This is a genomic window from Exiguobacterium sp. KRL4 (assembly GCF_001870785.1).
In the GTDB taxonomy this organism is placed as follows: domain Bacteria; phylum Bacillota; class Bacilli; order Exiguobacteriales; family Exiguobacteriaceae; genus Exiguobacterium_A.
The window spans coordinates 1-25,746 of record NZ_MOLV01000020.1 but is presented as its reverse complement, the minus strand read 5'-3'; the positions used below and the strand labels follow the sequence as shown (position 1 = coordinate 25,746).

Genomic DNA, 25,746 nt, shown 5'->3' with positions numbered 1-25,746 from the left:
TTTCTGCTTTTGATTGGCTTGCTGTTTGTCTCAGGATACCATATCCTGTCATCTTCCGGGAGGCTCATCATTCCCGGTAATGGAAGCGAAACAAAACCATTCCGGCGAGGAGCACGACGTGCGCGTCGTGATTGGGCACATCAAACGTCAGGAGATTCCGTTTCCTTTTACTCGTTGCGATTGTTGCGCCTTGCTGCAACACCTCTATGCGCCGCGATAATTTGGATGACTGGATCTGATACTGTTCCGCTCGGTAAGTCATCTGCAACACTTCGCTGAACGCGGCCGCATGACGGAACGTATTATCCGTTTTGATTTCACCGACAGTCTCCCCCTCCTCCTCGATCCACCATTCCGTCTGATTGCTCCACAACCGTTGATTCGGTTTCTCGACTAGCTGAAGTTGTTGGTTTGACACGTCGAACACCAAATTCAGAAAAAAACCTTCCACTTTCGGAAAAGCAATGAACCAGCGGTGCCACGGTTTATGGAACGTCCGCCGGTACGTACCGAACGCAACGTCCGCTTGATAAATCTGTTTCACCCCTGTCGATAATCGTTCACCGAGGCGTGAAGCGTATCCGGCGTCCAAGCCGCAAAAGGTTCCGTCCCGCTTTTGTTGGATCCGTTCGATCCACCCCACTCCGTAGGCGGCGGGCAGAAACAACGATAGACTCGCCCACTCTGTGATGTCGAAGATCCCAAAATATAACCCGCGCGCCGTTAACCCGACGACCCCCAACAGAAATAACCCGATGCAATATATCATGTCCCAGTTCCCTTTCATGACCATTTCTGATTTCATAACTTCCATTTCCATGCTAATTAAACACGATTAAATTGGCAACCATTCCCCTTATATATTCCATCAATGGAGTTTTTTATATCCATTTTTTAGTTGATACAGTAGGGATTTTTGACTATTTGTCGAATACTATGTAGGAGTGATACGGTCATCACCATTTTCTACTTTCATTTGGAGGTTTGTTCATGTTATTTCTATTGCTCGTCAAAGCGTCTCACCGGTCGGAAGCCGATTTACTTCCGGATCTATCGCTCCAAGAAGCGATGGCCGCCTTTAATCAGGAGTTGGTTACGGCAGGTGTCCGGGTCATGGCAAAAGGACTTCACCCGACGCGGGAAGCGCTGCGTTTTACTTATCAACAATCCCATGGGGAAGCAGACGTCACATCCGGACCGTTTGAACCACCGGCGGAGCAGATCGCCGGTTTCCTGTTGATTGACGTGGCGTCAAAAGAGGAAGCGATCGTCTGGGCCAGACGTATGCCGGATCCGCAAGGTCATGGCGAAGGACAAATCGAATTACGTCAAGTATTTGAATAAAGGAGAATCGATTCATGCTCAGCTACAAAAACAGTACACAAGTCATCAAAGACAGCCGGACGAACATTGCCATTCTCTCGGTCGGGGCGACGGAACAGTTCGGACCGTATTTGCCGATGCACCTCGATACGCTGATCGCCGAGCGATATGCGATCGTCTTCGGCGAACGGTTAAATGCTTACGTCTTACCGACACTGCCGTTTAACACGTCCGAAGAACACGCCAATCAAGCGGGAACCGTCACCGTCAGTCCGACGGTATTATCGATGATGCTCGAAGAAATCATCGTCAATCTGTTCCGTCAAGGGTTTAATCAATTCGTCCTCTGCAACGGACACGGTGGTGCTTACTGGGAATCGGCATTCGTTAAGCAAATCAATTTTAAATACCCGGAATTGGTCGTCATCACGACCCACCGCTACCAGGCCTTCGAGGAAGCCTTGCATGCTGCCGGACTGGACGGATTAAACGAACGCCACGGTGGTCTGTTGTCCGTCGCGACGGCAATGTGGCTTTTTCCGGAACTCGTTGACCTGCAACCAATGGGCGGGGACGTCCCACTGTCGCATTACCCTGTCGCTGATTATGTCTTTTGGGATCAACTGACAACAGACGGCTGTTGGGGTCATTTTGAACCCGGTGTCTATTCGCCGGATGAACTGGCGACGATGGGTGAAACGTTTTGGACGACCTTCATCGACAAGCGGGCGGAACATCTGGAAGAGATACTGACAACTGCCGTCCGTCTGAGAAACCTGCCGATGAGAAAAGAGGAACACTCATGAACGAAACGATTCGCACACATGATGATATCTTACAGATGCTCGACGCGCTACTGCGGGAACCGACTGTGTTTTGGGATAACTTTTATGAAGATCGGACGAAACGGATTCCCTTTTTCGTCGATAAACCGGATGAGAATCTTGTCCGCTACGTTGAACAGCAACAGATTCCGATCGACCGTGCCCTCGAACTTGGAAGCGGCCCCGGTCGCAATGCCTTGTATCTGGCTGAACGTGGAAGTCAGGTCGACGCGATTGATCTTGCCCAAACATCGATTGATTGGGCAAATGAACGGGCAAACGAGCGACAACTTGATATCCGGTTCCGGCAAGGAAACTTGTTTGAGCTCTCGATTGAAGACGGTGCTTACGACTTCGTCTACGATTCCGGTTGTTTCCATCATATCGCCCCGCACCGACGAAACGATTACATCCGCGTCGTCACGGATGCGTTACGACCGGGCGGTTGCTTTGCCTTAACCTGCTTCGTCGAGGGCGGACAGTACGGCGGGTCCGACATGACGGACTGGGACGTTTACCGTCAACGCAGTCTGCAGAGTGGTCTTGGGTTCACGGAAGACAAACTCCGCTCGATTTTCGATACGTTTGACGTCCTTGAAATCCGGTTGATGCAGGAAGCTGCCCCGACCGATCCGGTCTTCGGGCTCTCCGGACTGTGGACAGCACTTTTCCAAAAGAGATGACACGATCCAACACAACCGGTGTCCCCTTAACGTTCAAAGGAGGCACCGGTTGTGTCGTGTTGAAAGTAGAACATCTCATTTCGAGAGCGGAGCAAGACTCAACTTTAGGATGTCCGGTAAATCGGAGACGATATAATCAGCTTCTGCCAGTTCCGTTTCATTCGAAAAATCAAAACGGCAGCCGATGACCGGTAATTGATTGACCCGTGCCGCCATAAAGTCAGAAAACCGGTCTCCGACGACCGTCGCTTGCGTCAGCTGGTGGTTTGACAAGATGTGTCGAACCAAATCACTTTTCTTCAACGACTCCACGTCTTCGATGCTGTAGACACCGTCTAACCACCGATCCAGTTCATAATATGTAACGATCGCAGTCAAATAGATGTTCCAGCCGTTGCTTGCGACGTACAAAGGATGGTCCGCTGCTTTTAAGGCTCGGAGTGTCGCTTCGGCACCCGGATACAACGCACCATGCCCTTGTTCGATATGGGTGATCAACGCGCCTTGAAAGATTTGATCAACAAGTGTCCGTTCGTCGTCCGTGTGCTTCGGCAACAGTGTCCGCCAGACTTCCGGCAACGGTACTCCCATGATTGATTGATATTTCGCAAGTGGGGTCTCTCCGGTCCAGCGTCCCTGCTCGCGTAAGAAAGTGAACGCGTCGTCCAAGGCATAACCAAGAATACGATTCTTCTGAAATAACGTTCCGTCCATATCAAATATGTAAGTCTGCTTCATGTTTGCTTCCTCCTTGATTGTTAACGTACGACTTCTCGTCACCTGTCATAAGAAGATAAAAAAATCTTCGTACCACTCACTCGTTCTTCTGAATACAGGGTAAAGATCATTAAAGGGATGTGTCATGTTTCAGAAGGAACAAGGAGATGAAACATCATGATGGTGCTTATTGTTGTAGCCTTAGCTGTCATCAGTGTCGTTCTATTCGTCCTCTATAATAACCACAACAAAATCGTCTAGTGGTACCCTTCCATCATCCCGTTGATTGTTTTTACACTCAACGGGATTTGCTTGTTCTAATCACGAATCACTCAGTAAGGCATGGTGTGCATAAGCAAGCGTGCCGAGCACAAAAACCGATGTCCGCATTTGTTCGCGCAACCGGTCGATCTCCCGCCATGCTCCATCATACTGAGCCTGGTTGATTTCCCCTGTTGCCAAAGCTGTTTCCAGCTCATCCGCATCGAGGATCAGGCACTCTCCCGACGGCAACAGAACAAGATCCAAAAACAAATCATCCCAAAAAATCCCGTTCGCATCCCGTCCGTGACGAAGACAAATATCGACATACGTTTGAATAATCTTTCCGTGTCCATCAAACATCGTCGTGACGACATGCTTTTTCCCGCTCGGAAACTGTTGAAGCCAGGAATAGCCGTCGCCAACAAGCTGAATCGTCTGTTCTGAATACCGAACATGCAACGGATGCGTCACCTGAATCATATGAGGCCGTGTTACATACCCAGTGAACGATTCCGTCTCAAGATACAACTCCCGGTAGTTTCGTTCGATCATCCGCTTCCATGACGAGCGCGCCGCGTATTTACGTTTCAACACGTTGAACCACCTCTTTTTTCATCATAACATTTGGAAACGGATGGATTCTGTTGTATTTTGTAAAAAAATCCCTCTTTTCTCTGGACGTCATTCTTTTCATCACGGTACAATGAACACACATGGACTTATATTGGAGGCGTTGTTATGTCAAACTCACCCCGGATTGCACTCATCACCGGTGCGAGCCATCCCGATGATATCGGCACGGCGATTTGCCGGAAGCTCGCGACTCAAGGGATGATGATTTGTTTTACATACTGGAAAGCCGATCCTTCCTGGATCAAGACGTTTCAAACAGAGCTGGCGGCGAACGGTACCCAAAGCGAGGCGCTTGAAATCGATCTGGCGGCACCCGATGCGGCAGAACGTGTTTTCACCCATACGCTCTCAACGGTCGGTACGCCGTCCGTCCTGATCAACAATGCCGCTCACTCGACGCAGACCGATCTGGCTTCCTTGGACATTACAGCACTTGATGCCCACTACGCCGTCAACATCCGGAGCACGCTGCTGTTATCGGTCCTGTTTGCCCGTCAGTTCGAACAAGACGGTTTACAGAATGGTCGTATCGTCAACATGACGTCCGGACAGGATCTCGGTCCGATGCCGGATGAACTCGCTTATGCAGCGACGAAAGGGGCGATTTCAGCGTTTACGACTTCGTTTTCGCTCGCTGTCGCGCCGCTTGGGATTACCGTCAACGCGCTCAATCCCGGACCAACCGATTCGACGTGGATGACGGATGACGTCCGGACTCAGCTCAAACCGCAGTTTCCGTTTGGACGGATCGGTACACCGAGTGATGCTGCGCGGACCATTGCCTTTCTCGTCAGTGAAGACGCCGCCTGGATCACAGGACAGATCATTCATGCAGAGGGTGGATTCATCCGGTAATGGAGCAGCATACGTTTCCGAATGGTTATCCGCGCAAGGAATTTCGTTCGAACAGATTCTGTTGAGTGAAGCGATTCCGACGAATCTGTCCGTCCTTCACAGCGACCCGACAAAAATCGTAGGTGTCCATCAAGCCTTTCTTCAGGATGTTTCTCTTCCTTCATTGCAATTGCAGCCTGACATGAGTGTTCAGCAATTTACCGATGTAATGTCAACATATGCGATCCACCTCAATCCAGCCGAATGATTGAGACGTGATCACAAACAAGGATGCTGTTCCGTCCTGTACAAACACTGGTTACATCAAAGCCGATCTTACAGAACTTGAAGGAGGTCTCTACATGGGGTATATCTCAGAATTACGCAAGACCATCGGTAGTCGTCCGATCATCAGCGTCGGTGCAACGGTCCTCGTGACGAACGATCAACGGGAAGTCTTATTCCAACACCGGTCCGATACACACGACTGGGGACTACCGGGCGGATCGATGGAACTTGGCGAAACACTCGAAGAAGTCGCCATCCGTGAACTACAAGAAGAAACAGGTTTACAAACGACTCAACTGGAACTGATCGGCGTCTTTTCCGGTCCCCGCTTTTACTTCCAGTATCCGAACGGGGATGAAACATACAGCGTCATTCATCTTTACCACGCAAAAGACGTCACGGGGACGCTTGCGATGCTCGACGGGGAAAGTCTGAATCTGAGCTACTTCAGCCAGACGACACTTCCCGAGACGATTGAGCGCCGGGCCAACGAGTTGCTTAAGCAACTGGGAGATCGGTTATGGAACTTGGATAGTTCCTTTTCGCCTCTGTCCCTGAAATGACCACAAAAAGATCAATTTAAAAAGACTTACAATCGGTCATGGACCAAATGTAAGTCTTTTTGATTTTTCACCATTATCGGTTTCATTAAGATCAAGATTTCACTTTCCGCACAACACGTGTACCGGTAAATTCATCCTCCGGTAACACCGATCCGTCCTGCAGATAAATTTTGCGGTTTTTCCATTTTTTGATCGGGGCAATCGTTTCCCGGTAAGCAATCCGTTTCGCAATCTGTTTGACAGCGAGCGGTTGTCCGTTGTCGCTGATGACTTGAATCTGAAACAGTCGTTGTCCGATGGTTTGCCGGCTTCCTGTCGCGAGTTGTGTCGTTTCGATCAGGAAATTGACGGTCGGTTCCGTAATCAGTGAATGAACCGCCTTATTTTTGACGCGTTTCAACACGGTTTCCTCGAGCACACCGGCAACCATTCCTTGTACGATTAAATCAACGATTCCTGCTCCGATCCGGCGTTTTAATAATCCGTCCATCCTCAGTTCCTCCTTGGTTTAACAATCACTTCACTGTTCAATCTTTACCCTTTCGCCTTTGAATCAAAAAAACCTTCTTTGACATGGTAGGTTCCTGTCAAAAAAGGTCTCGTCATCAAGAAAAAAATAGGACGATGCCGCTCAAACCGAATAGACACGCACTATACAAGACAGCGGCGATTCGTTTACTTGCAGCCGGGATTTCTTTACTCACAAACAGGCGTCCGTATTTGAAGGTCAAGATGACGCCCACGATGAAAACTGCAAGAATCAGATTCGACATTTCCAAAATAGACAAATAAATCGGCAACATCCGTCTCATCCTTTCCTGTTTTACTTCTCTTACTTATGTATATTCCTTGTCTGCCCAGCCACGCGGTGTTCCTAGAGGCAACAAACAAATCCTCTCTCATTCCGTTGTACCGTGGATTTTATCCGTCTTTGCTCATTCAACTTGAAGCTTTGATCATTTGATCGTTGACCATTGTTCGTTATCCGTTGAGCTGTCAGCGTTGAACTTTCACTTGAGGTTCCATTCAGAACCGATGTGAGGTGCATCGCACCGACGTTTTGTTATCGCACAAAACAAGCGTGTTTGGTCGCAGGATCATCGGACAAACAAGGAATTTTTTCATCAGGCGAAGATTTTCGTGACCGTATTACTTTCTGAGAGCGTGAAATCGACTTCCGCCTCAAACGTGTCAATCGTCTCGTCGAGCTCGGCGATCACTTGACGTAACTGCGACGGATCAATCAAGTTTGGTTCCAAGCGTTCAAGGAACAAACGCCGTGACTTTTCGATTTCCTCGGCATTGCCCTTCTCGCGTGAACCATACGTCGCCTCGATATGGCTGTCAGCCCGACGCGTGATATCTTGACGTTCTTCTTCGATCGTCTGCTCGACCTGCCGGAGCTGCGTCTGTAATGTCTGCAACAATTGACGGTCATAGACCAGACCGGCATCCCGTCGGTCGATGGCTTCGGCGACGGTCATCTCGCGCCCGGCAATCCGGACGACCGTTACAGCGTTCGACGCCGTGATGGCCGACTTGATCCGGTTCCGTCGTTCCATCAAGTCCCGAATCGAATGGAGATTGGCTTTGGCTTCTTCGGCAAACGTCACGACCGACGGATAACCTGCCGGAGCCTGACTGCCGGTATGAACACCGATGAACGGTTTGGTCTGTGCTTTTTGAATCCGTTTATCTAAATTTTTTAATTCCACTAATCCACGATGAATCGACATTTCGATGCGTTCGATGTCTGCCACGTCCTCTTCTTGTTCAGTCTTTTGTCTAGAATAGCATATCCTGATTGGTAAACAGGTTACTTCCCAAAAGTTCACACCTTACAAAATTGTCATATTTTTATTCTAAAAAGGATTTTTTCACCTTATACTACAGGAAGATTAATCACTTTTTTAGAAAAGAGGGTTATTAATGAATCAGCACCGCTTACAGGTGACATCAGCTTGTTCCGTCGCCTGGACTACACATACACTGCCTCCCCCGCAAGCAAACGAATTGCTTGTCCGAACCATCGCCGGAGCTATCAGCATCGGCGCCGAACTGCCGCAAATCCGTGGCAACGATCTAACGGACCCGTTTCCGATCTATCCGAAAGAGACCGGTTACGAAAGCTACGCCCAAGTCCTCGCCGTCGGGACAGACGTGACCCAGTTTCAGGTCGGCGACCGGTTGCTTGCTTTTTATGGTCATGAGGACGTCGCGCTTGTCGAGGCGTCAAAAGCCATTCCTGTTCCGGACGGGATTTCCGCTAAACTCGCCTTACTGAACATCTTGTCGTGTGACGCCGCGAAGGGCGTGCGGAAACTCGCGCCTCTGCCGACGGATTCTGTACTTGTGACCGGGATGGGGGTCATGGGGTTATTAACTGTTTTTTATCTCCGCTACTACTATCAGGTCGAACGCATTATTGTTTCTGAACCGGATCCCGTCCGGGCAGCCCTCGCTTTGCGACTTGGCGCGACGGCTTTGTTTCAGCCCGACGATCCGTCTTCCGACACGTTTACGCATGCATTCGAATGCTCGGCCCGTCAGGACGCTTTTGCTCTGTTACAGGAGGCATTGGTTCCTCACGGTCAGCTCTGTATCTTGTCGGACGGGAATCACGAGACGTTATCGTTGACGCCGGCTTTTTATGAAAAAGAATTGCGGATTGTCGGCTCGAGTGACGGGTGGGATTACCGCGCTCATGCTGCGTGGTTTTTTGAGACGGCACCGCACGTTCCACAGCTCGAGCAACTGTATGAACAAACGGTCGCTTCCCGTGATCTAGTCGCATGTTTCGAGCGCTTGCTGACAGACGCGCATCCGTTAAAAGTCTTCGTCACCTATCCACTCGTTGATTAACGCTGCACCCGACTCACCGTCCGCACTTCCAGACCGTTTGGATCCTGCTCGTGTCTTGCATGCTCACCGGAAAACGTCACGTCAACCAAACGTGTTTGCTCGGCTGCTGACGTCGTGATTTCCGGAACCGGTCGCTCGAGTAACTGGTGTAACATCGCTGCAAGACCTGATTTTGGTGTCGCAATCTCGAGCTGCAGAAGTTGATCCCCCGATCGTGATTCGATCGCATCCAGATGCGTCTGCAATTCAATCCGAAAGCCGTAAGGCGTCTGAATAAACGTCCGGCGTTCGTTCGCCTGGACCGTCCACCCCAACGTTTCCGCCCGTTGAAGTGTCGCCAGCCGCTCGGCTTTTGTCATCCAAAAGCCGATGTGGTCGAAGGCGACTTTTTTTCCGTACCCAAACGTAATGTTGATTGCTCCCCGTTTCATCTCAATGATCCGAAACAGAATCTTTTCATGACGGAAATCGTCCCAGTCAAGTGGCGGGTCAAACGACGTGAACGTTCCGTCCTGTTTTCCAATTCGTTGCGTCACGCGAAAACCAAGCTTTTGATAAAACCGTTCCGTCTCTTCGACCAACGGCGTCCACAGATGGTAATGAAATAACATTGACTTCTCTCCTTATCGTGTCAGGTCGTCGAGTGTCGTCACTTCGACCAGACCGCTGTCTGTTAATAATTGTTGCAGTAGATGCACATGGGCCAATCCGTAAATCACGATAATCCGTTCGTCCGATGATTCGACGAGTGCGAGGATGTTCTTAAAGATCGTCAGATTCCGGACATACCAATACCGGGCAACCCACTGCATGCCCGTCTCCCCGAGACGCGCGAGTTCCAAATAGGTCTGATGCATACCCCGTGTCGTGTCTGGTTGATTGATTTTCTGAAAGAAGGTCAAAAAATCGAGCCCCATGATGTCTTGATCCAGTTGTTTCATCCGAACGGTTTCCCGCGAGATGATCTGATGAAATCCAACCGGTTCTTCCAGTTCCAGTTGACTAAGGTTTGGCACTCCCTCAATCGATTGATTCCAATCGACGCCGTCTACCTGTGGCAACTTCGCTTGACAGGCCAACTGGAACCCGATTTGATGCCGCTCATCGGCCGTCAGTTCAAAAGCACCTTCTTGATAGGCGGCATAGTCTTGATCGAGTTGTGCTTGTCGGTCAGACGTCGTCTCGAGCGCTACTTTCGTCGGTCGAAACGTCAACAGCACGTCGATCAGTGTCTGGATTTGCTGTTGACGGTCTGCATCCGACACTGCAATCTGCGCCGGATGCAACAGATCACCGTTGTCCGGACGATCTAAGTGCATCGTCCCGAGAATCAAAATGCTAGGGCCTAGTTTCATGTCTCCTCTCCTATTCCACTAATGATTCCCATTTTACAAGAGATTGTCATCTATTTCCATTGAGCTGAATCAAGGAACCGACAAAAAAAGACAGATCTTCGAAAAGATCCGCCTTTTAGGCCATCATTTGTTTGACGAGTAACGTTTTGCCGCTGACTTCACGCGGAATTTCTTGAACTGCCCGAAGCGACACCTGCATCTCCGTACCCAATAAGGTTTTCAAAAAACGATAAAGTTGCTGCTCGTGTTCCGACGAAAACCGTGTCCAATCCGGAATGTACAAAAACCTGACACTACCACTACTTTAGTGGTGGGAGTGTCAGCTCTTTTTTACAGCTTACTAAAAAAACAGAAAATCCCTTTGAAATAAGGGATAATCCACCTTTTTCCCATGTTTATTTTCATTACGGTGTCTCCGGCAACAATTGTTTGATCAACAATGTCTTGCCGCTGATCTCTTTCGGAATTTCCGGAACGGCTCGTAACAAAACTTCCATTTGCCCGCCAAACAAACGTTCCAAGACAAAATAAAGTTCTTTTTCATGTTCTTCTCTAAAAAATCGTTCGTCCGGTACGTACAGCATGACGATTTCTTCTTCATCCGCTTGAATATACTGGACACGCTCAATACAATTCGGAAAAGCACGGACGATACCAGCGAGCTCGCCTTCAAAAATACGATGTCCATCTTTGAGCTGGATAAAGCTACGTCCCCGTCCATCAATGGACGCAATAATCGGCCCGGCATGTCCACATTGACACGTCTCTTCACTTAACGTCATTCGGTCTCCGACCCGATACCGGACAAGGGGGGTCCCGTGCGTATCAAAACTGGTCACGAGAATCTGACCATCTTCTTCCACCTCGATGATCCCCATTTCATAATGCAAATGCTTTTTCCCATAGCGGCATTCGGCGACGATGGGAGCCCCTTCAGAAGAGGCATACTGATCAAAAATCGGTGCGTGAAACACTTCTTCGATCAAGCGCCGTTCTTCCGATGTCATCATCTCAGCCGTCGGAAAAATGGCTTTTGGTCTGCAAGTACAGAGAATTCCGTATTTTTTGGCATGACGAGCGACTTCAATCATGCCGGAGGGTAGACCATCAATCGACTCCGGATTAAACCGGTTTAATTGTTCGATGTACAGAGCGGCCGTCTGCGGGTTGATATTTTTTATCGTAAACAACATCTGATTGATTGTTTTGTTCATCCGCCAATATACCGGTGATTTTTGAGTCGCCGCCGCGAGCATCTGTCCCGTAAAACTCGCACGACGCATACCGCGTTCAACCCCATGCGTCCATTTGAAATAGTCGAGATGGGCCATCCGGATCTGCATGTCTTCTTTTGTGTAGTGGACTTGAATCGACTTCCCCGTCGTCCCGCCTGTTTTCCCGAGAATCGGAGCCCGAATTTTGGCATGGATGTCTGCATTGCGTGTCCGCAAAAGTTCCTTACTCAAAATCGGAATCATTTTTAATTCCTCGAGTTGCTGTAAAGGTAAGGAAATCTGATGGTTTTTAAAAAGTTCTTGATAATAAGGACTGTAGGCCTGACAAAATGCTAAAAATTGATTCAATCGCGTCAATTGTTCATTTTGAGCATGGACACGGAACCGCTCTTTTTCTTTTAATTCTTGAAATCGTTTTTGATAAACCGGTCCGTACCGTTCTTGAAACAATACCCGACCGTAAATCGTTGTTAGGATGTTTTGAATGAAAATCGGCGAATGAAAATAAATCGATTGCTTGAGTTGCATACGTCCACTCCTCTCACGTTTCAGTGGCGATCCGGGTCCCGTTAGTCACACATTTCCTGTTACTTACATCTTATTTCCAGCGCCCGTCCCATTCAATCAAATCTTAATAAACAAGCTTAGCTTTTATTCGGATACCGTTTTATGATAATAAACTTATGTCACAAACATCTTTTTATGATTCTTTTTTTATTTTTAACTTTGTCGATCGATACGTCGAACAGATGATTTCCCACAAAAAAGAGAGTGAATCGGGGATTCACTCTCTTTTGGCATGGGTCACTTGATTTTTCAGTGATGAATAGTTACTTCATCTGCCCCAAATGATCGGATCTGAATTGCTCCGAGTGCCAATTTCAATTCTCTTGCATCCAATTGGTCGATGACTTCGATGATCGTCAAAGTCGTCCGTCCATTATACAGCTGGACGAGTAGTTGACGTTCCACTTCAATTACTTGATTATCAATCGGTTCAGCCAACAATTCTTGGTAAAAAAACTCACCTGACTCCGGAAAAAAATAGTCACTGAATAATTGCAACAGTTGTAGATTGCCGGTCGCTAAAAACAAGATGGCTTGAAACGGATGTTTCACCCGATTGCGTGTACTCAACCGTCTTAAAAACATTTGATACCGTTTATGATGTTGTTCATCTAAGAAACAGACTCCATTCATCTTCGTCCCTCTCCCTAAACTAAAAGTAAATGTGCAGATTTCCCTGCTGCTGCCTTCTTGATTCGCTCCCTTTTTCCTTTTCCCTGTTTTGCACTCATGAAGCCTGTTATTTCTTTAAAACACATTGGAAGGGATTATGAACGGAATGATTCGGGTAAATTCATCAAGTAGTGCTAATCAAGGGGGAAAACAGATGACTCAAACACGTAAACGACTTGCGCTCGCTGGTGCAACGGGATATATCGGACACAATCTCTTAAACGAGTTAAAGAAAAAATATGATGTGATTGCTTTATCGCGAAACGGTGATGACAAGGAAGATGAGACACATGTCGAGTGGCGTTCGTGTGACTTATTTTCGCTCAACGATACGATTGACGGCTTAAAGGGCGCCGATATCGCGATTTATTTGGTCCATTCGATGATGCCGTCCGCTAAATTGACACAAGGCTCATTTGAAGACATGGATTTAATTTTAGCCGATAACTATGCCCGAGCGGCAAAAGAAAATGATATTCAACAAATCGTTTACTTAAGCGGCATCATTCCCGATGAAACAGAAGATTTATCCCGTCACTTGAAAAGCCGTTTAGAAGTAGAACGGGTCCTTGGTGCTTACGGGACGCCCGTGACGACGATCCGGGCTGCCTTGATTGTCGGTCCAAAAGGGTCTTCTTTCCCGATTTTATCGAAACTCGTCAAACGCCTTCCTGTGATGCTGCTTCCGGAATGGACTCGGAATCAGACTCATCCAATCGCCTTACCTGATGTCATTCATGCTCTAGGAGCAAGCGTCGGACGGGAAGATCTGAAAAATCGGGCCATCGATGTCGGTGGACCGGAATCGATGACATATAAAGAAATGATTTTAAAAACTGCGGAAGTCATGGGTAAAAAACAACCCACATTTGATTTGCCGTTGATGACGGTTAATCTGTCCCGTCTCTGGGTCACGTTAGTGTCAGGTGAACCGAAGGAAACCGTATATCCGCTCGTCGAGAGTATGATTCATGAGATGGTCGCTGATCCGGATAAGATGGTTGATGGTATCAGTGACGGAAAAATCACCTTTGAGGAATCGGTTCGAATGGCGATCAAAGAAGAACAGGAAGAAAAACAGCAGAAAAAAGGGTCGGGTCATGCTTCGAAGAAGCCGACGTCACTCGATGTAAGATCCGTTCAACGCGTTCGTCTTCCAGAAGGTAGAGATGCAAACTGGGCAGCCGATGATTACGTCGCCTGGTTGTCTGCATTCGCCAAACCTTTCCTGACTTCACATGTAGCCGATGAGACGCTCGTTCAGATTCATGTTCCTTTTATTGATTCACCGTTACTGGAATTAACAAAAGAACCGTTCCAAGATGCGCAACAAGCCACGTACCGGATCACCGGCGGACTATTTGCGCAAGTGCAAGAGGACAGTAAAGGACGGATCGAGTTTCGACAAATACCGGGTTCACAAGAATGTCTGATTGCCATCCATGAATATGTTCCTGCGTTGCCGTGGATGATTTATAAATCGACCCAAGCCAATATCCATTTACTTGTCATGTATCTGTTTAAATTGCATTTGCTCCGCCTTATGCAAACAACGGAAAAGCGTCCGGATGAGTCCGAGATGATTGTTCCGGAAACAACTGGCTGACCGGCCACAAATCTCCATTTGACTGCAACGGTTTGATTTCTCGTCTCTGAGAAGTCAAGCCGTTTTTTGAATCGTATGTAATACAGACCGCTTCCATCAACGGCTTTTTCATATCGTTTTCCTTTTTTCATCATAAACCATTTTTGAAATTTCGTCAGTCTGGATGCGTCTATGCTAATCCAAGATGAGAACTTGCCGATGAACAGATGACGGGACTAAAATAAGCGTGCTACACTGAAACAGGATTGTTAGAAAGGGGTTTCATTGGCATGCGCTCATTTGAAGAACGGTTAACCAATCATATCGAAGCGACCGCGCTTCTCACAACACTTATTCAGCCTACATCGGATCAACTCCGACTCGATAAATTAGATAAATTTTCAACAAAATTGCTAAAACGTGAATTTACGATTGCCTTTGCCGGTCATTTTTCGGCTGGAAAATCGAGTATGATCAACGCCTTGACGGGGGAATCGATTTTACCGACCAGTCCGATTCCGACAAGTGCGAACATCGTGACGCTACAACAGGGTAAGCAAGACGCGGCAATCGTTCATTTTCATGACCGCCCTTCTGTTAAACTGGCATCTGCTGATTTACCACACCTCGAGACATTAGGTCGTGATGGAACCGTCGAGCGGATTGACATCACGCATGCAGGCTCTACCTTGCCAAACGGGCTCCTTTTAATGGACACACCCGGCGTCGACTCTGTGGATGATGCTCACCGCATCTCGACAGAATCCGCCTTGCACTTAGCAGATCTGATTTTTTATGTCATGGATTATAATCATGTCCAGTCCGAGCTGAACTTTACGGTCACACGTGAGTTACTTGCTTCGGTTCCCGAATTGTATCTGATTGTCAATCAAATTGATAAACATCAATCAACTGAACTGTCCTTCGAAGACTTCAAACGTTCCGTTTTTCAATCGTTTGCGGCACATGGTGTCGAACCAAAAGGGATTTTCTTCACTAGTCTGCGAGACATAGCACATCCGGAGAACGAATTTGCGACCGTCAAACAATTGGTCGAACAGAGTATCCGGGACGTTCAACCAAAACTGTTACAATCCGCCGCTACGACGTTAGAAGCGTTACATGTTGAACATGTCGCTTATCTCGAGACGCGCATTGAAGAAGCGGAACAAGCCGTACAGGAACACCTGACACCGGCAGATCAACGAAATCAGGAGGCCTTATATTCTGACCTGCTACAAGTCGAACAGCAAATCCGTCTGATGTCTCCGGAACAATGGGTCAGCCGCTTTTCGCAACATCGCGAAAGCCTGTTGCGCAATGCCACATTGATGCCTTTTGAGCTTCGTGAGAAGATGACACGTTTTTTAGAATCACGGCAAACGTCGTTCAAGGTCGGATTTTTCAGAAGTACAAAGAAAACGCAGGCGACTCAACAGCAGCTCGCTGACGAACTATTACGGGCCTATCAGTCCGTCGCGACATCGGAAATCTCCTTACACCTCCGGAAACTGATGAAACAATCCTTGTCTGAAGCCGGCTGTCTATCTGATCAGCACGCCATGTCAATCGATCATTATCTGCTCGACCCACCATTACGGGTCATCGAAGACGCCCTGCAAGAAGGCATCACCATTACGGGTGAGTCCGTTTTACAGTTTACGAATCGTGTCGTCAGCAATACGAGTGCGTGGTATGTCAAAGAAACCAACCAGTGGCGCGATGCCATTCGAATGGAACTCGAACAAATGGACGGAACCGTCTTACAGGATTTACGGAACAAACAAGACACGTTGCGTCAGAAATGTGAACTGCTGACTGTTGCACGCGAAAGCCGTCAAATGCTCAAGACGTATCTGGAACAAGCGGACACTCCGACAAGTACACAATTAGATGCCGCCCACCACCAACTGGTGACGTGGCGACACGCATTAATCGAGGCAGAACAAACGTTAGTACCGTTCACACCGATCGATATGGAACAGGAAGTGGCCGTCACAGCTGAAGCACCGGCGTCGGACAAAGTGAAACAAGAACGGACCTATTCACTGGAAGAGATCGAACAGATTCAAACGATTCTATCGGGTGTGACAGGTTTTGAGGAGACTGTCACCTATCTGAAAGACAAACTCACACGTGTCTCCTCGAGTACCTTTACGATTGCATTATTCGGCGCATTCAGTGCCGGGAAATCGTCTTTTTGTAATGCCTTGCTCGGACAAGCGGTGTTACCGGTCTCCCCTAACCCGACGACCGCATCGATCAACCGGATCAATCCTGTCAGTTCGCATCATCCACACGGAACGGCGATCATCACGTTTAAGTCCGAACAGAACTTAGTCGAGGAATTAAACGACGCGCTCCGCGTCTTCGATACATCGATCACGTCCTTATCCGAGGCCGTCACTTGGATTCAGGCGCAACCGGCACAGCGTCTACGTGACGTTTCCATTTTACGCGCCTTCTTAACCGGTTATCCGTCAGTCCATCCGTTCATCGGTACGACACAAACCGTCGATCAGAAGGCATTCACCGATTATGTCGCAAAAGAACATCTCAGTTGTTTTGTCGATGTCATCGATTTGTATTTTGATAGTCCGTTGACGCGCCTCGGGATTACATTAGTCGACACACCGGGTGCCGACTCGATCAATGCTCGTCATACGGATGTTGCCTTTGAATACATCAAGGATGCAGATGCGATTTTATTCGTGACGTATTTTAATCACGCCTTTGCAAGAGCCGATCGGGAATTTCTCATCCAACTCGGACGCGTCAAGGATGCGTTCGAGCTCGATAAGATGTTCTTTATCGTCAATGCCATTGATTTGGCACAAAACGAGTCCGAAAAACAGGATGTCTTACATTATGTCGGGACCGAATTACAACGGTTTGGTATTCGAGCTCCCCGATTGTTTGGTGTCTCGAGTCTACAGGCGTTGGCAGAAAAACAGATGGGGCACGATCATCAATCAGGGCTCACTTCATTTGAATCCGCATTCCATCAATTTTTAGAACAGGATCTCAAAGGACTTGCCGTACAAGCATTGTCCGACGAGACCGAAAAAACCGTTCATCGGTTGCAGCAATTGATTGAGCAAACGGAGTTCAACATCGCCCGAAAAGAAACACGACTTGACGAACTTGATGTCCTGGCAAATACGATCGAGACCCATTTCTTAGACCGCCGCGCAGATTTGCTTCGTCATGCCTTGTTTGCTGAAATCCATGAACTGTTACATCATGTCAACCAGCGAATCTATTACCGTTTCCCTGATTTCTTCAAGGAAGCCTATCACCCGATCCGCTTTGCGAATGCAACGAAACAGCATGCCCTACAAGAAGCCTTACTCGAATTACTCGGTTTCTTAAAATATGATTTTGAACAAGAGTTACGGGTGACGCATTTCCGAATTGACGGTTGGATCAAATCCGCCATCGAGCAGCGGTTCCAGGAAGAGGAAACGTATGCGACGAAGTTGAATCCTTCGTTCCAATTAGCGCCTTTCGAACCGCTTTCGATGCCGACGATTCCTTTCACAGGCCCATTCCAAGACGCGACGCCGTATCAGTCTGTCAAACAATACTTCCGCAATACCAAAGTCTTTTTTGAACGGAATGAAAAGGAACAACTCAAAGAGGCCTTGATTCAGTTGACGAAACCGGATGCGACAGCGTACTTGGAGTCCGAGGAACAACGCCTACGTGAACTCGCCCATCATCATGTTCTCGATCTACTTGATGTGATGTATGAGGCCTTACGTGACACGTTGCAAAAACAAGTCGACATGGAACGGCACAGCTTGACGACGACGAGTCCGCTCGAACAATTCCAACAGGCCCGCTCTCGCATCAATCAACTTGTGCAAGCAACCCGTTCTTAACAAAAACGAGATCATCCTCATACAAATAACCCGAACCAGTCAGCCTCTCAAGCAGGATGACATGCGTTCGGGTTATTTAGCGATCTGTATCTCGATCTGTCGGATGCGGCCAATATGATTTGAAATAATGTAAGACGTATGCGTGCACATGACGAACGAGCGGCCGTTGTTCGACACCCGCTACATGATTTAACGAGACATCCCATAACATCGGCGGATCAAAGGGTAGAATCCGAATGTCTTCCGCGTGGTGGAATCGTAAGATTGGTTCAGGAAGGATCGAGACGACATCAAGTTCTTGCACCATCCCGATCAATAAATCCCACGCTCCTGATGTAAAAAAGATCTGTGGTTCGACCTGAACGTTTCGGAACTGTGACAAAATTTGATGATGCAACATAAAACTATCGTTGAGGATAACTAACGGTTCAGCTGCCAAATCTTGATAGGATACGTTTTGGCGCTGACTCAAGGGATGACTCGGACGGACCGCAACGACGACCTCATCTTCAATCAAACGAAATCGCTCCATCCCATAGGACTCGCCCGGCTCGATTAAAATCGCCAAGTCCAGTTCTCCGAGTAATAAACGACGTTTTAGTTCAAACGCCCCTTCTTCAATCACGTCCAACTCGATGCCCGGATGTTCCGCCATCAATTTCGGAATGAGTTGGGAAAACAGAACCGGTAAGATGACCGGTGGAATCCCCAGACGGACCTTCCCGCGAAGCATACGGGAACGCTCGTGGAGATGCTCCATCATTTGTCTATGCACTTGTAAAACGTGTAATGCGTCATCATAAAACTGTTGACCGGCATCCGTCAGACCCGTTAGTCGCCCGTGATGTCGCTGAAACAGTTCGACTTGCTCTAGTTCTTCAAATTCCCGGACCAGTTGACTGAGAGCCGGTTGCGAAATCTGCAAGTGCTTCGAAGCGCGTGTTAAGTTATACGCATGATCGACGATCGTCGTGAAAAATCGTAATTGTCGAATATCCACCTGTTTCCTCCCTCACTCATCAAACCAATGATTTTTTCTGAAATAGATCACCATTCCGATCGAAATGATTGCCATTCCTCCTAATGTAAAAAAATAGCCGTATCTCGTCGTCAGTTCCGGCATATGTTCAAAGTTCATCCCATAAACCCCCGCGATAAACGTCAATGGCATGAAAATCGTCGTAAAGATCGTCAACGTCTTCATGATATTGTTCATCCGGTACGAGTTGAGCGAAATAAAATTATCACGGAACTCTGAGGTCATCTCCCGATTGTATTCAATCATCTCATTGAGCTTAAGCAGATGATCGTAAATATCTTGGAAAAATGCTTTTTTATTGACATGAATGGCAAGACGTCTTGATTCAACGACGCGATAGAGCAAGTCGCGCATCGGCAGGATGGTCCGTGCGACTTCTAACAAATCGGATCGAATATCAAAGATGTCTTCCATGATCCGTTTATCATTGCCACGTTGTTCGTAGCGTCCTTCGAGTGAAAAGATTTTATCTTCAAGCGTATGGACAATCGGAAAATAGCCATCCACGATTTTATCCATGATTTTATGGACAATCTCGATCGTCCAGTGTTCGTGGTCACCATGAATCCGTTGAAAGGCATTGAACACCAAATCAATCTCACTGGACGGTTCCTCATGATAGGAAACGACGTAGTTTTCATTCGCAAACAGATTAATCTCTTTTCCTTTTAACGATTCGTTATCTAATGCGTGTAAAACGAAAAAACTGTATCCCTCATAATATTCTAATTTCGGGCGTTGTAAATATTGGAAACAATCTTCTAGAGCAAGTGGATGAAAATCAAAAGCGGAGACCAACTGTTGTTTTTCTTGTTCCGTCGGTTGATTAAAGTCGACGAAATACCACTTGATGTCTGGTGAATGAAGACGATCCAAATGATCATCGACTAGTATTTGATGATCGGTCGTCACAAGAAGACAGCGAATCATGGACGTTCACCTTCTTTTCGTTAATGTTCATTTAGTATCGCAAACAATCAATTTAATTTCCATCAAAAAAAAGACTATAGCGTGAGACGCTACAGCCTTTCACATTTATCCTCGTTCGAAATAAAAACCATTCCAGTAGACGTGCCGATACGTAAACTCTTTGCCACTTTTTGTCGTCACAAGCATCTCATCTTCCGACACAACAGCAATCTTAATCGGTGTCTCACCATGATCGGTGAGAAAATTTAAGATTTCAAGATGGCGATTCAACCACAAGCGACGACGGAACCAACGAAAACGACTAAACGCGGCTGTAAAGTGTAAAATCGATAACAACATGATGACTAGTCCGAACGGTAATGGAATATCAAATAACGCAATCAAATAGAAATCTGCGATGATCAGGAAAACGGATAAACCCATCTCGGTCATCTCCATAAAAGACGCTTTATACGTGGCAAAGTATGTCATGACACGAAATAACAGGATGACCGTCAAATAAGGCACGAAATAAAGACGAAACACACTGTCCGACCCACTGTTGACATACATGAGTAAGGGTAGGAAGAAGAGCAACTTCCAAGTTAGGATGGCGGAATAAAACAAAGTGTGATCCGTGTAGCGTTTGCGTACAATGGCGCGACTAATGTTCATTGCCTTCCCCTCCTTCATTGATGACTACATGCTCGAGTCGATGATGTAGGGACATGATGCCTATAAGGGTATCTTTCCTAATTAAGCAAGTTCTAATCGTAAATTTCGCGTGAAATGTAGGTTTATATTCAGTATACGAAATATTCTGACAAAAAGTTTTGTTTTCCCATCATTCCCCATATTTAAAATGTTTTCGAGGGGAACTATACTTTGATTTGTCGTCGGGTGTTTTTTTCTTTAAACTGAAACTAGATTATTAAGAGAAATGAGATGAAGAACATGTATAGCCATATTGTTGTTGGTGCAGGTATTCTCGGGACATCAACCGCGTATCATCTAGCGAAGCAAGGCGCATCCGTCTTACTGATTGATCGAAAAGAAGCCGGTCGTGCCACACACGTCGCAGCAGGAATCATCTGTCCCTGGATGACACAGCGTCGAAATAAGGCGTGGTATCGATTAGCAAATAACGGTGCCCATTATTATGACACCTTGATTCCAGAACTTGAGGCCCTTGGTGAGACTACAACCGGCTACAAAAAAGTTGGAGCCATCGCTTTACACGAAACGTCAAAAATCGACAAGATGCAAGTCATTGCGGAAAATCGTTTTCCGGAGGCACCTGCGATTGAACAGATTGAGCGTTTGACCGCTGATCGGGTTCGCAACATGTTTCCGTTGATCGAATATGTCGAGGATGCCTTGTTCGTCTCTGGAGGAGCCCGCGTCGATGGACGCGCGCTACGCGCCGCCTTAGAACGTGGTGCCATCAAACAGCAAGCAACGGTGCTGGAAGCCGATGCGTCGTTAGTCGTCATTGACGGTCAAGTCAAAGGTGTCCTCATAGACGAACAAATTCATTATGCCGAACACATCATCTTAACGGCAGGGGTCTGGGTCAATGAATTACTGGAACCATTACAGACACGTCTTGACATACGTGCTGAAAAAGGACAAATTCTCCACCTGGATATTGCAGCCGACGACACTCAACATTGGCCTGTTATCATGGGACAACGAGGTTTATATCTTGTCTCGATTGAAGATGGAAAATTAGCGTTAGGTTCAACACACGAAAAACAACTTGACTACAATCTACAACCTACCGTAAAGGGAATGTATGCCTTGTTGACACGCGCCTTGCCGGTTGCGCCAGCTTTGGAAGAATCGAACATTAACGAGATGCGCGTCGGGCTCCGTCCCTATACAAGTACGTCCTTACCGATTATCGGAAGACTACCGTCCCATCCGAATGTCCTTGTCGCAAACGGACTTGGTGCTTCTGGATTAACGATTGGTCCCTATCTCGGGCGCGAACTGGCGAAGTTGGCATTAGGTGAAGAACTCGACATCAATCTCGACGATTATCTTCCTCATTGAATGATCAACTGCCCATCTGTTAGACCTAAGTAGTTAGTTATACCCGTTTTAAAACAAGAACAAGCGTTCTGTTCAAATTAGAATTAGAAGGAGATTATGATGTGTACCCGATTAAACCCTTGCTGACATTAGAACAGTTTCAAGCACTAGACATTCGAGTCGGTACGATCCGTTCGCTTCGTGTTTCGGATGATGAACCCGCTTTGCTTTTCTTATCGATTGATTTTGAAGCCTTTCAACAATCCCTGTTCTTAGATTGGAAAGAAACTCGTTTTGAGTACGAAGAGCTCATCGGCAAGCAAGCACTTGTTGCGCTCAATGTTCCTGGCATCGTCGCCGGTTCTTTCGGTCGCATTCTGGAATTAGGTACGCTTGATCGACTCATGCCTGTCTTAGCCTGTCCGGAGCATCCGATCCCGGACGGAAGCAGATTAAGTTAAGCGACAGACAAACGACCATCCGTCAGGGCATGGTCGTTTGTCTGTCATCGTGATTTTTCTAGATAATGTACGCTGAAGTGCTCCCTCGCATCCGTAAAATACTTGACCGGTGTAAATCCATTTTGGTTTGCCAACAACTGAAATTCTTCGATACTGTATTTATAGGAACTTTCTGTATGGATCGTTTCCCCTTGTTTAAACGTAAACGTCTGGTTGGCGACCGTCACGAGTTGATCGATCCGACTTTTGAGATGCATCTCGATGCGGCCGAATTCTTCATTATAAAACGCAACATGGTCAAACAAAGCCAAATCGAATGTCCCGCCAAGCGACGCATTGATGTGTCTCAAAATATTCAAGTTGAACCGGGCCGTGATACCGGCCTCGTCATTGTAGGCTTGATGTAAAACAGCGGCTTCTTTTTTTGTATCGATTCCAATCAAAAATCCATCACCTTTTTCTAACAATTGAGACGAACGTCTGAAGAAGTCAGCTGCTTCTGCTGGGTCAAAGTTTCCGATGGTCGAGCCGGGAAAAAAAATTACTTTTTTTAACTTGTCTTCAATCGGTAAGCGTAAAGGTTCGGAATAATCACCACAAACCGCTTTGATTTGTAGATCGGGATAGTCCTGCGAGAGCTGGTGTGCCGATTGAATCAAAAATTCTTTCGAAATATCAATGGGCATATACGCCTCCAGTTGGTGAAGTGAGCTGAGCAGACTTTTAATCTTTCGACTACTCCCGCTCCCATACTCAATCAATGTATGGACTGGTCCGATACAATCGGCAATCGCGGTTTGATGCTGATACAGGATGTCGAGTTCCGTCCGAGTCAAATAGTATTCCGGTTGGTGGGTTATTTGCTCGAACAACTCTGACCCCGCTTGATCATAAAAATATTTTGCTTGGAGTGTTTTATGGACTTGCGAGAGCCCGTCTAAAACTTCTTTACGCATGTTGTGTTGGTTCGTATACATATCATAACTCTCGACCTGCTGGCTCACTGAACATCACCCGCTAATCGAATGCCACTGAACTGCCAACGTTTATCTGGCGGAAAGAAATTACGATACGTCTCCCGGATATGATCATCGGGAGTCACACATGCTCCGCCCCGAAGTACCATCTGGTTACACATGAATTTTGCGTTGTATTCCCCTAACGCCCCTTCCAGTGGACGATTTCCAGGATACGGCGCATACGCACTCGCCGTCCATTCCCAGACATCCCCAAACATCCCCTGCATTTCCTGTGCACCTGAGATGATGGGACTAGGATGATAGGAACCTCGTCCCATCAAGTTACCTTGTTGGTCGACTTGACGCCCAACATGTTCCCACTCGGCCTCTGTCGGTAATCGTTTCCCACACCAACGGCTATATGCATCTGCCTCGTAAAAACTGACATGGCAAACGGGTTCATCCAAATCCAACGGCTTCACTCCATTCAGTGTGAACATCGACCACGTTCCTTTTTCCTCTTTCATCCAATATAAAGGTGCTTTCCAATTTTGTTGCTGGACGACATGAAAACCGTCAGACAACCAGTGTTCAGACTGGTCATAACCTAAAGCTTCGACGAATGCTAGAAACTCACGATTGGTAACGGGGCGAGTTGCCAGTTCAAACGGTTCGAGCCAGGTTTTATGAACCGGATTTTCATTATCAAAGGCAAACCCTTGCCCATCATGACCGATTTCAACAAGCCCGCCTTCAAATCGTTTGAACTCCAGTGGAACAACAGGACGATCGTCCCGTTGAGATTTTTCTATTTTTTGGTACGCAGGTAATAGCGGATTGACAAAAAAATTATATTTGACGTCCATCAGAATCAATTCTTGATGCTGCTGTTCATGTTGAAGCCCCATTTCAATCAACTGCTCAATGACTTGCTGTTCGGACTCGTCTCGTTTTTGTTGTAACAATGACAGTACGGCTTGATCGACATGTTCCCGGTACGTAAGCACTTCTCTGACGGTCGGTCGTGACAAGACCCCACGCTGATGACGGGGTTGATACGGACCAATCGAATTGTAATAAGAATTAAACAAGTAATTGTAAGCCGGATGAAACACTGTATACTCGGCATCGTATTCTTGAAGGATCATGCGTTCAAAAAACCATGTCGTATGCGCGATATGCCATTTGGGTGGGCTGACATCTGAACTGGCTTGAATCACAAAGTCCTCTTGCTCTAACGGTTCGATCAAAGACAGTGTTTGCTTCCGGACAGCGGAAAACTTGTCTACTAAGTACGTCGTCGTTTCCAGTCTCATGCGAGGCACTCCTTTAATTGGATTTTTCTGAAAATATACACCATTCACTTTACCCCTTTCCAGACAAAGTAAGCGTTATCATTTTTAAAGGACGGTTTGTCAAATTAAGTGCAACACTTCTTCCGTGAAGACCTCGTATGCAGTTTTCCAGTTGAGACATTTTCGCGGTCTCCCATTGATCCAGGCGATCGCTTGAGCGAGTTCAGAACGACTGACCTTTCCGAAATCTGTCCCCTTCGGGAAAAATTCACGGAGAAGACCATTGGCGTTCTCGTTACTCCCACGCTGCCAAGAAGAATACGGATCCGCAAAATACATCGGTACGCCTAACGTGTCACGAATTCGTTCATGACAGCTAAACTCTTTTCCACGATCTGTCGTCGCAGTTTGGAATGTTCCCGACGGGAAGTAAAGATGCAATACTTGAATCGCAGACTCCATCGATTGAGCGGACCGATCTTCCATCGGTACAGCGAGATAAAAACGGCTCTTTCGCTCGACGAACGTTGCGACACAGGCTTTGGATTTCCCTCTACCCGAGACAACAGTATCAAGCTCCCAATGTCCGAACGTTTGGCGCCCTTTGACGTCAGACGGACGTTTACTGATTGGCAGTCCGACGTTAAAGCGTACACGCGTCCCACGTGGTTTCTGACGATTTCCGTTTTGTCGCAGGCGTACAGCATCCGCCTCGGCGCGGCCCGTTAAGATCCAGGAGAAGATTGTCTTTAAAAGGCAA

General features: G+C 47.2%; 27 protein-coding genes. 11 read left to right on the top strand and 16 right to left on the bottom strand.

All coding sequences use genetic code 11. The features are described from left to right. Positions 1 to 67: 67 nt before the first annotated feature. A complete protein-coding gene (locus tag BLD48_RS12270; RefSeq protein ID WP_143082941.1) occupies positions 68 to 805 on the bottom strand; it encodes a tubby C-terminal domain-like protein in 738 nt (245 codons plus the stop codon). Positions 806 to 990: 185 nt separating this feature from the next. Here BLD48_RS12270 and BLD48_RS12265 point away from each other — a divergent pair, with 185 nt between their 5' ends. The 3 genes from BLD48_RS12265 to BLD48_RS12255 are packed head-to-tail and all read left to right on the top strand — an operon-like array spanning position 991 to position 2,830. Continuing rightward, complete coding sequence (locus BLD48_RS12265) at positions 991 to 1,344, top strand: YciI family protein (RefSeq protein WP_071500459.1); 354 nt, start codon at positions 991 to 993, stop codon at positions 1,342 to 1,344. 14 nt (positions 1,345 to 1,358) lie between these two features. Beyond that, positions 1,359 to 2,129: a creatininase family protein gene (locus BLD48_RS12260; protein WP_071500458.1), complete on the top strand. Its 771-nt coding sequence runs from the start codon at positions 1,359 to 1,361 to the stop codon at positions 2,127 to 2,129. Further along, the gene (locus BLD48_RS12255; RefSeq protein ID WP_071500457.1) at positions 2,126 to 2,830 is read left to right on the top strand and encodes a class I SAM-dependent methyltransferase; all 705 of its coding nucleotides are present in this window, start codon (positions 2,126 to 2,128) and stop codon (positions 2,828 to 2,830) included. Before BLD48_RS12260 ends, BLD48_RS12255 begins: the two co-directional genes overlap by 4 nt. A 75-nt stretch (positions 2,831 to 2,905) precedes the next feature. Here the strand turns inward: BLD48_RS12255 and BLD48_RS12250 are convergent, their stop codons facing one another. Next, positions 2,906 to 3,568, bottom strand: coding sequence for an HAD hydrolase-like protein (locus tag BLD48_RS12250; protein WP_071500456.1), 663 nt, complete (start codon positions 3,566 to 3,568; stop codon positions 2,906 to 2,908). A 300-nt stretch (positions 3,569 to 3,868) separates the two neighbouring features. Further along, complete coding sequence (locus BLD48_RS12245) at positions 3,869 to 4,405, bottom strand: ribonuclease FAU-1 family protein (RefSeq protein ID WP_236630016.1); 537 nt, start codon at positions 4,403 to 4,405, stop codon at positions 3,869 to 3,871. Between the two features lie 144 nt (positions 4,406 to 4,549). Here BLD48_RS12245 and BLD48_RS12240 point away from each other — a divergent pair, with 144 nt between their 5' ends. The 3 genes from BLD48_RS12240 to BLD48_RS12230 all read left to right on the top strand — a co-directional run bounded on the left by BLD48_RS12240 (position 4,550) and on the right by BLD48_RS12230 (position 6,129). Then, a complete protein-coding gene (locus tag BLD48_RS12240) occupies positions 4,550 to 5,299 on the top strand; it encodes an SDR family oxidoreductase (protein WP_071500455.1) in 750 nt (249 codons plus the stop codon). Then, positions 5,274 to 5,546: a hypothetical protein gene (locus tag BLD48_RS12235; protein ID WP_071500454.1), complete on the top strand. Its 273-nt coding sequence runs from the start codon at positions 5,274 to 5,276 to the stop codon at positions 5,544 to 5,546. The genes BLD48_RS12240 and BLD48_RS12235 overlap by 26 nt, the downstream gene beginning before the upstream one ends. Before the next feature lie 94 nt (positions 5,547 to 5,640). Further along, complete coding sequence (locus tag BLD48_RS12230; protein WP_071500453.1) at positions 5,641 to 6,129, top strand: NUDIX hydrolase; 489 nt, start codon at positions 5,641 to 5,643, stop codon at positions 6,127 to 6,129. Positions 6,130 to 6,220: 91 nt separating this feature from the next. On the opposite strand, the gene BLD48_RS12225 is transcribed toward BLD48_RS12230, so the two are convergent. The 3 genes from BLD48_RS12225 to BLD48_RS12215 all read right to left on the bottom strand — a co-directional run bounded on the left by BLD48_RS12225 (position 6,221) and on the right by BLD48_RS12215 (position 7,889). Beyond that, a complete protein-coding gene (locus tag BLD48_RS12225) occupies positions 6,221 to 6,619 on the bottom strand; it encodes an RDD family protein (RefSeq protein WP_071500452.1) in 399 nt (132 codons plus the stop codon). Positions 6,620 to 6,734: 115 nt separating this feature from the next. Further along, positions 6,735 to 6,932, bottom strand: a complete 198-nt coding sequence (locus tag BLD48_RS12220; protein WP_071500451.1) for a hypothetical protein — start codon at positions 6,930 to 6,932, stop codon at positions 6,735 to 6,737. A 321-nt stretch (positions 6,933 to 7,253) separates the two neighbouring features. After that, entirely contained in the window at positions 7,254 to 7,889 is a 636-nt protein-coding gene (locus BLD48_RS12215) for a hypothetical protein (protein WP_236630015.1), read from the bottom strand. Positions 7,890 to 8,058: 169 nt separating this feature from the next. On the opposite strand from BLD48_RS12215, the gene BLD48_RS12210 reads away from it, so the two are divergent. Then, entirely contained in the window at positions 8,059 to 8,991 is a 933-nt protein-coding gene (locus BLD48_RS12210; RefSeq protein ID WP_071500450.1) for a zinc-dependent alcohol dehydrogenase, read from the top strand. On the opposite strand, the gene BLD48_RS12205 is transcribed toward BLD48_RS12210, so the two are convergent. From BLD48_RS12205 to BLD48_RS12190, 4 genes are all read right to left on the bottom strand, one after another. Continuing rightward, on the bottom strand, positions 8,988 to 9,602 hold the full coding sequence (locus BLD48_RS12205) for a VOC family protein (protein WP_071500449.1): 615 nt from the start codon (positions 9,600 to 9,602) through the stop codon (positions 8,988 to 8,990). The two genes, BLD48_RS12210 and BLD48_RS12205, sit on opposite strands and share 4 nt — an antisense overlap. A 12-nt stretch (positions 9,603 to 9,614) precedes the next feature. Further along, positions 9,615 to 10,346, bottom strand: coding sequence for a DUF5694 domain-containing protein (locus BLD48_RS12200; RefSeq protein WP_071500448.1), 732 nt, complete (start codon positions 10,344 to 10,346; stop codon positions 9,615 to 9,617). A gap of 404 nt (positions 10,347 to 10,750) precedes the next feature. After that, complete coding sequence (locus BLD48_RS12195) at positions 10,751 to 12,109, bottom strand: phenylacetate--CoA ligase family protein (protein ID WP_071500447.1); 1,359 nt, start codon at positions 12,107 to 12,109, stop codon at positions 10,751 to 10,753. A 288-nt stretch (positions 12,110 to 12,397) separates the two neighbouring features. Beyond that, positions 12,398 to 12,781, bottom strand: a complete 384-nt coding sequence (locus BLD48_RS12190) for a hypothetical protein (protein WP_014970504.1) — start codon at positions 12,779 to 12,781, stop codon at positions 12,398 to 12,400. 193 nt (positions 12,782 to 12,974) lie between these two features. On the opposite strand from BLD48_RS12190, the gene BLD48_RS12185 reads away from it, so the two are divergent. After that, positions 12,975 to 14,426, top strand: coding sequence for an NAD(P)H-binding protein (locus BLD48_RS12185; RefSeq protein ID WP_071500446.1), 1,452 nt, complete (start codon positions 12,975 to 12,977; stop codon positions 14,424 to 14,426). Positions 14,427 to 14,695: 269 nt separating this feature from the next. Next, positions 14,696 to 18,289 carry a dynamin family protein gene (locus tag BLD48_RS12180; RefSeq protein ID WP_071500445.1) on the top strand — a complete coding sequence of 1,198 codons (3,594 nt, stop codon included), beginning with the start codon at positions 14,696 to 14,698 and terminating at the stop codon, positions 18,287 to 18,289. Positions 18,290 to 18,365: 76 nt separating this feature from the next. Here BLD48_RS12180 and BLD48_RS12175 read toward each other — a convergent pair whose 3' ends face one another. The 3 genes from BLD48_RS12175 to BLD48_RS12165 form a co-directional block, all read right to left on the bottom strand. Beyond that, complete coding sequence (locus BLD48_RS12175; protein WP_071500444.1) at positions 18,366 to 19,289, bottom strand: LysR family transcriptional regulator; 924 nt, start codon at positions 19,287 to 19,289, stop codon at positions 18,366 to 18,368. 12 nt (positions 19,290 to 19,301) lie between these two features. Then, on the bottom strand, positions 19,302 to 20,258 hold the full coding sequence (gene corA, locus BLD48_RS12170) for a magnesium/cobalt transporter CorA (RefSeq protein WP_071500443.1): 957 nt from the start codon (positions 20,256 to 20,258) through the stop codon (positions 19,302 to 19,304). Between the two features lie 105 nt (positions 20,259 to 20,363). Continuing rightward, positions 20,364 to 20,912 (bottom strand): hypothetical protein, encoded by a 549-nt coding sequence (locus BLD48_RS12165; RefSeq protein ID WP_071500442.1) that lies wholly within the window; start codon positions 20,910 to 20,912, stop codon positions 20,364 to 20,366. 270 nt (positions 20,913 to 21,182) lie between these two features. On the opposite strand from BLD48_RS12165, the gene BLD48_RS12160 reads away from it, so the two are divergent. Next, positions 21,183 to 22,292 (top strand): NAD(P)/FAD-dependent oxidoreductase, encoded by a 1,110-nt coding sequence (locus tag BLD48_RS12160; RefSeq protein WP_083412326.1) that lies wholly within the window; start codon positions 21,183 to 21,185, stop codon positions 22,290 to 22,292. A gap of 101 nt (positions 22,293 to 22,393) precedes the next feature. Continuing rightward, a complete protein-coding gene (locus tag BLD48_RS12155) occupies positions 22,394 to 22,732 on the top strand; it encodes a hypothetical protein (protein WP_071500441.1) in 339 nt (112 codons plus the stop codon). Between the two features lie 44 nt (positions 22,733 to 22,776). On the opposite strand, the gene egtD is transcribed toward BLD48_RS12155, so the two are convergent. The 3 genes from egtD to BLD48_RS12140 form a co-directional block, all read right to left on the bottom strand. After that, the gene (egtD, locus tag BLD48_RS12150) at positions 22,777 to 23,736 is read right to left on the bottom strand and encodes an L-histidine N(alpha)-methyltransferase (protein WP_083412325.1); all 960 of its coding nucleotides are present in this window, start codon (positions 23,734 to 23,736) and stop codon (positions 22,777 to 22,779) included. Continuing rightward, positions 23,733 to 25,007, bottom strand: coding sequence for an ergothioneine biosynthesis protein EgtB (gene egtB, locus BLD48_RS12145; protein ID WP_071500440.1), 1,275 nt, complete (start codon positions 25,005 to 25,007; stop codon positions 23,733 to 23,735). The genes egtD and egtB overlap by 4 nt, the downstream gene beginning before the upstream one ends. A gap of 99 nt (positions 25,008 to 25,106) precedes the next feature. Beyond that, a partial coding sequence (locus tag BLD48_RS12140; protein ID WP_071500439.1) for an IS30 family transposase occupies positions 25,107 to 25,746 on the bottom strand: 640 nt, incomplete at its 5' end.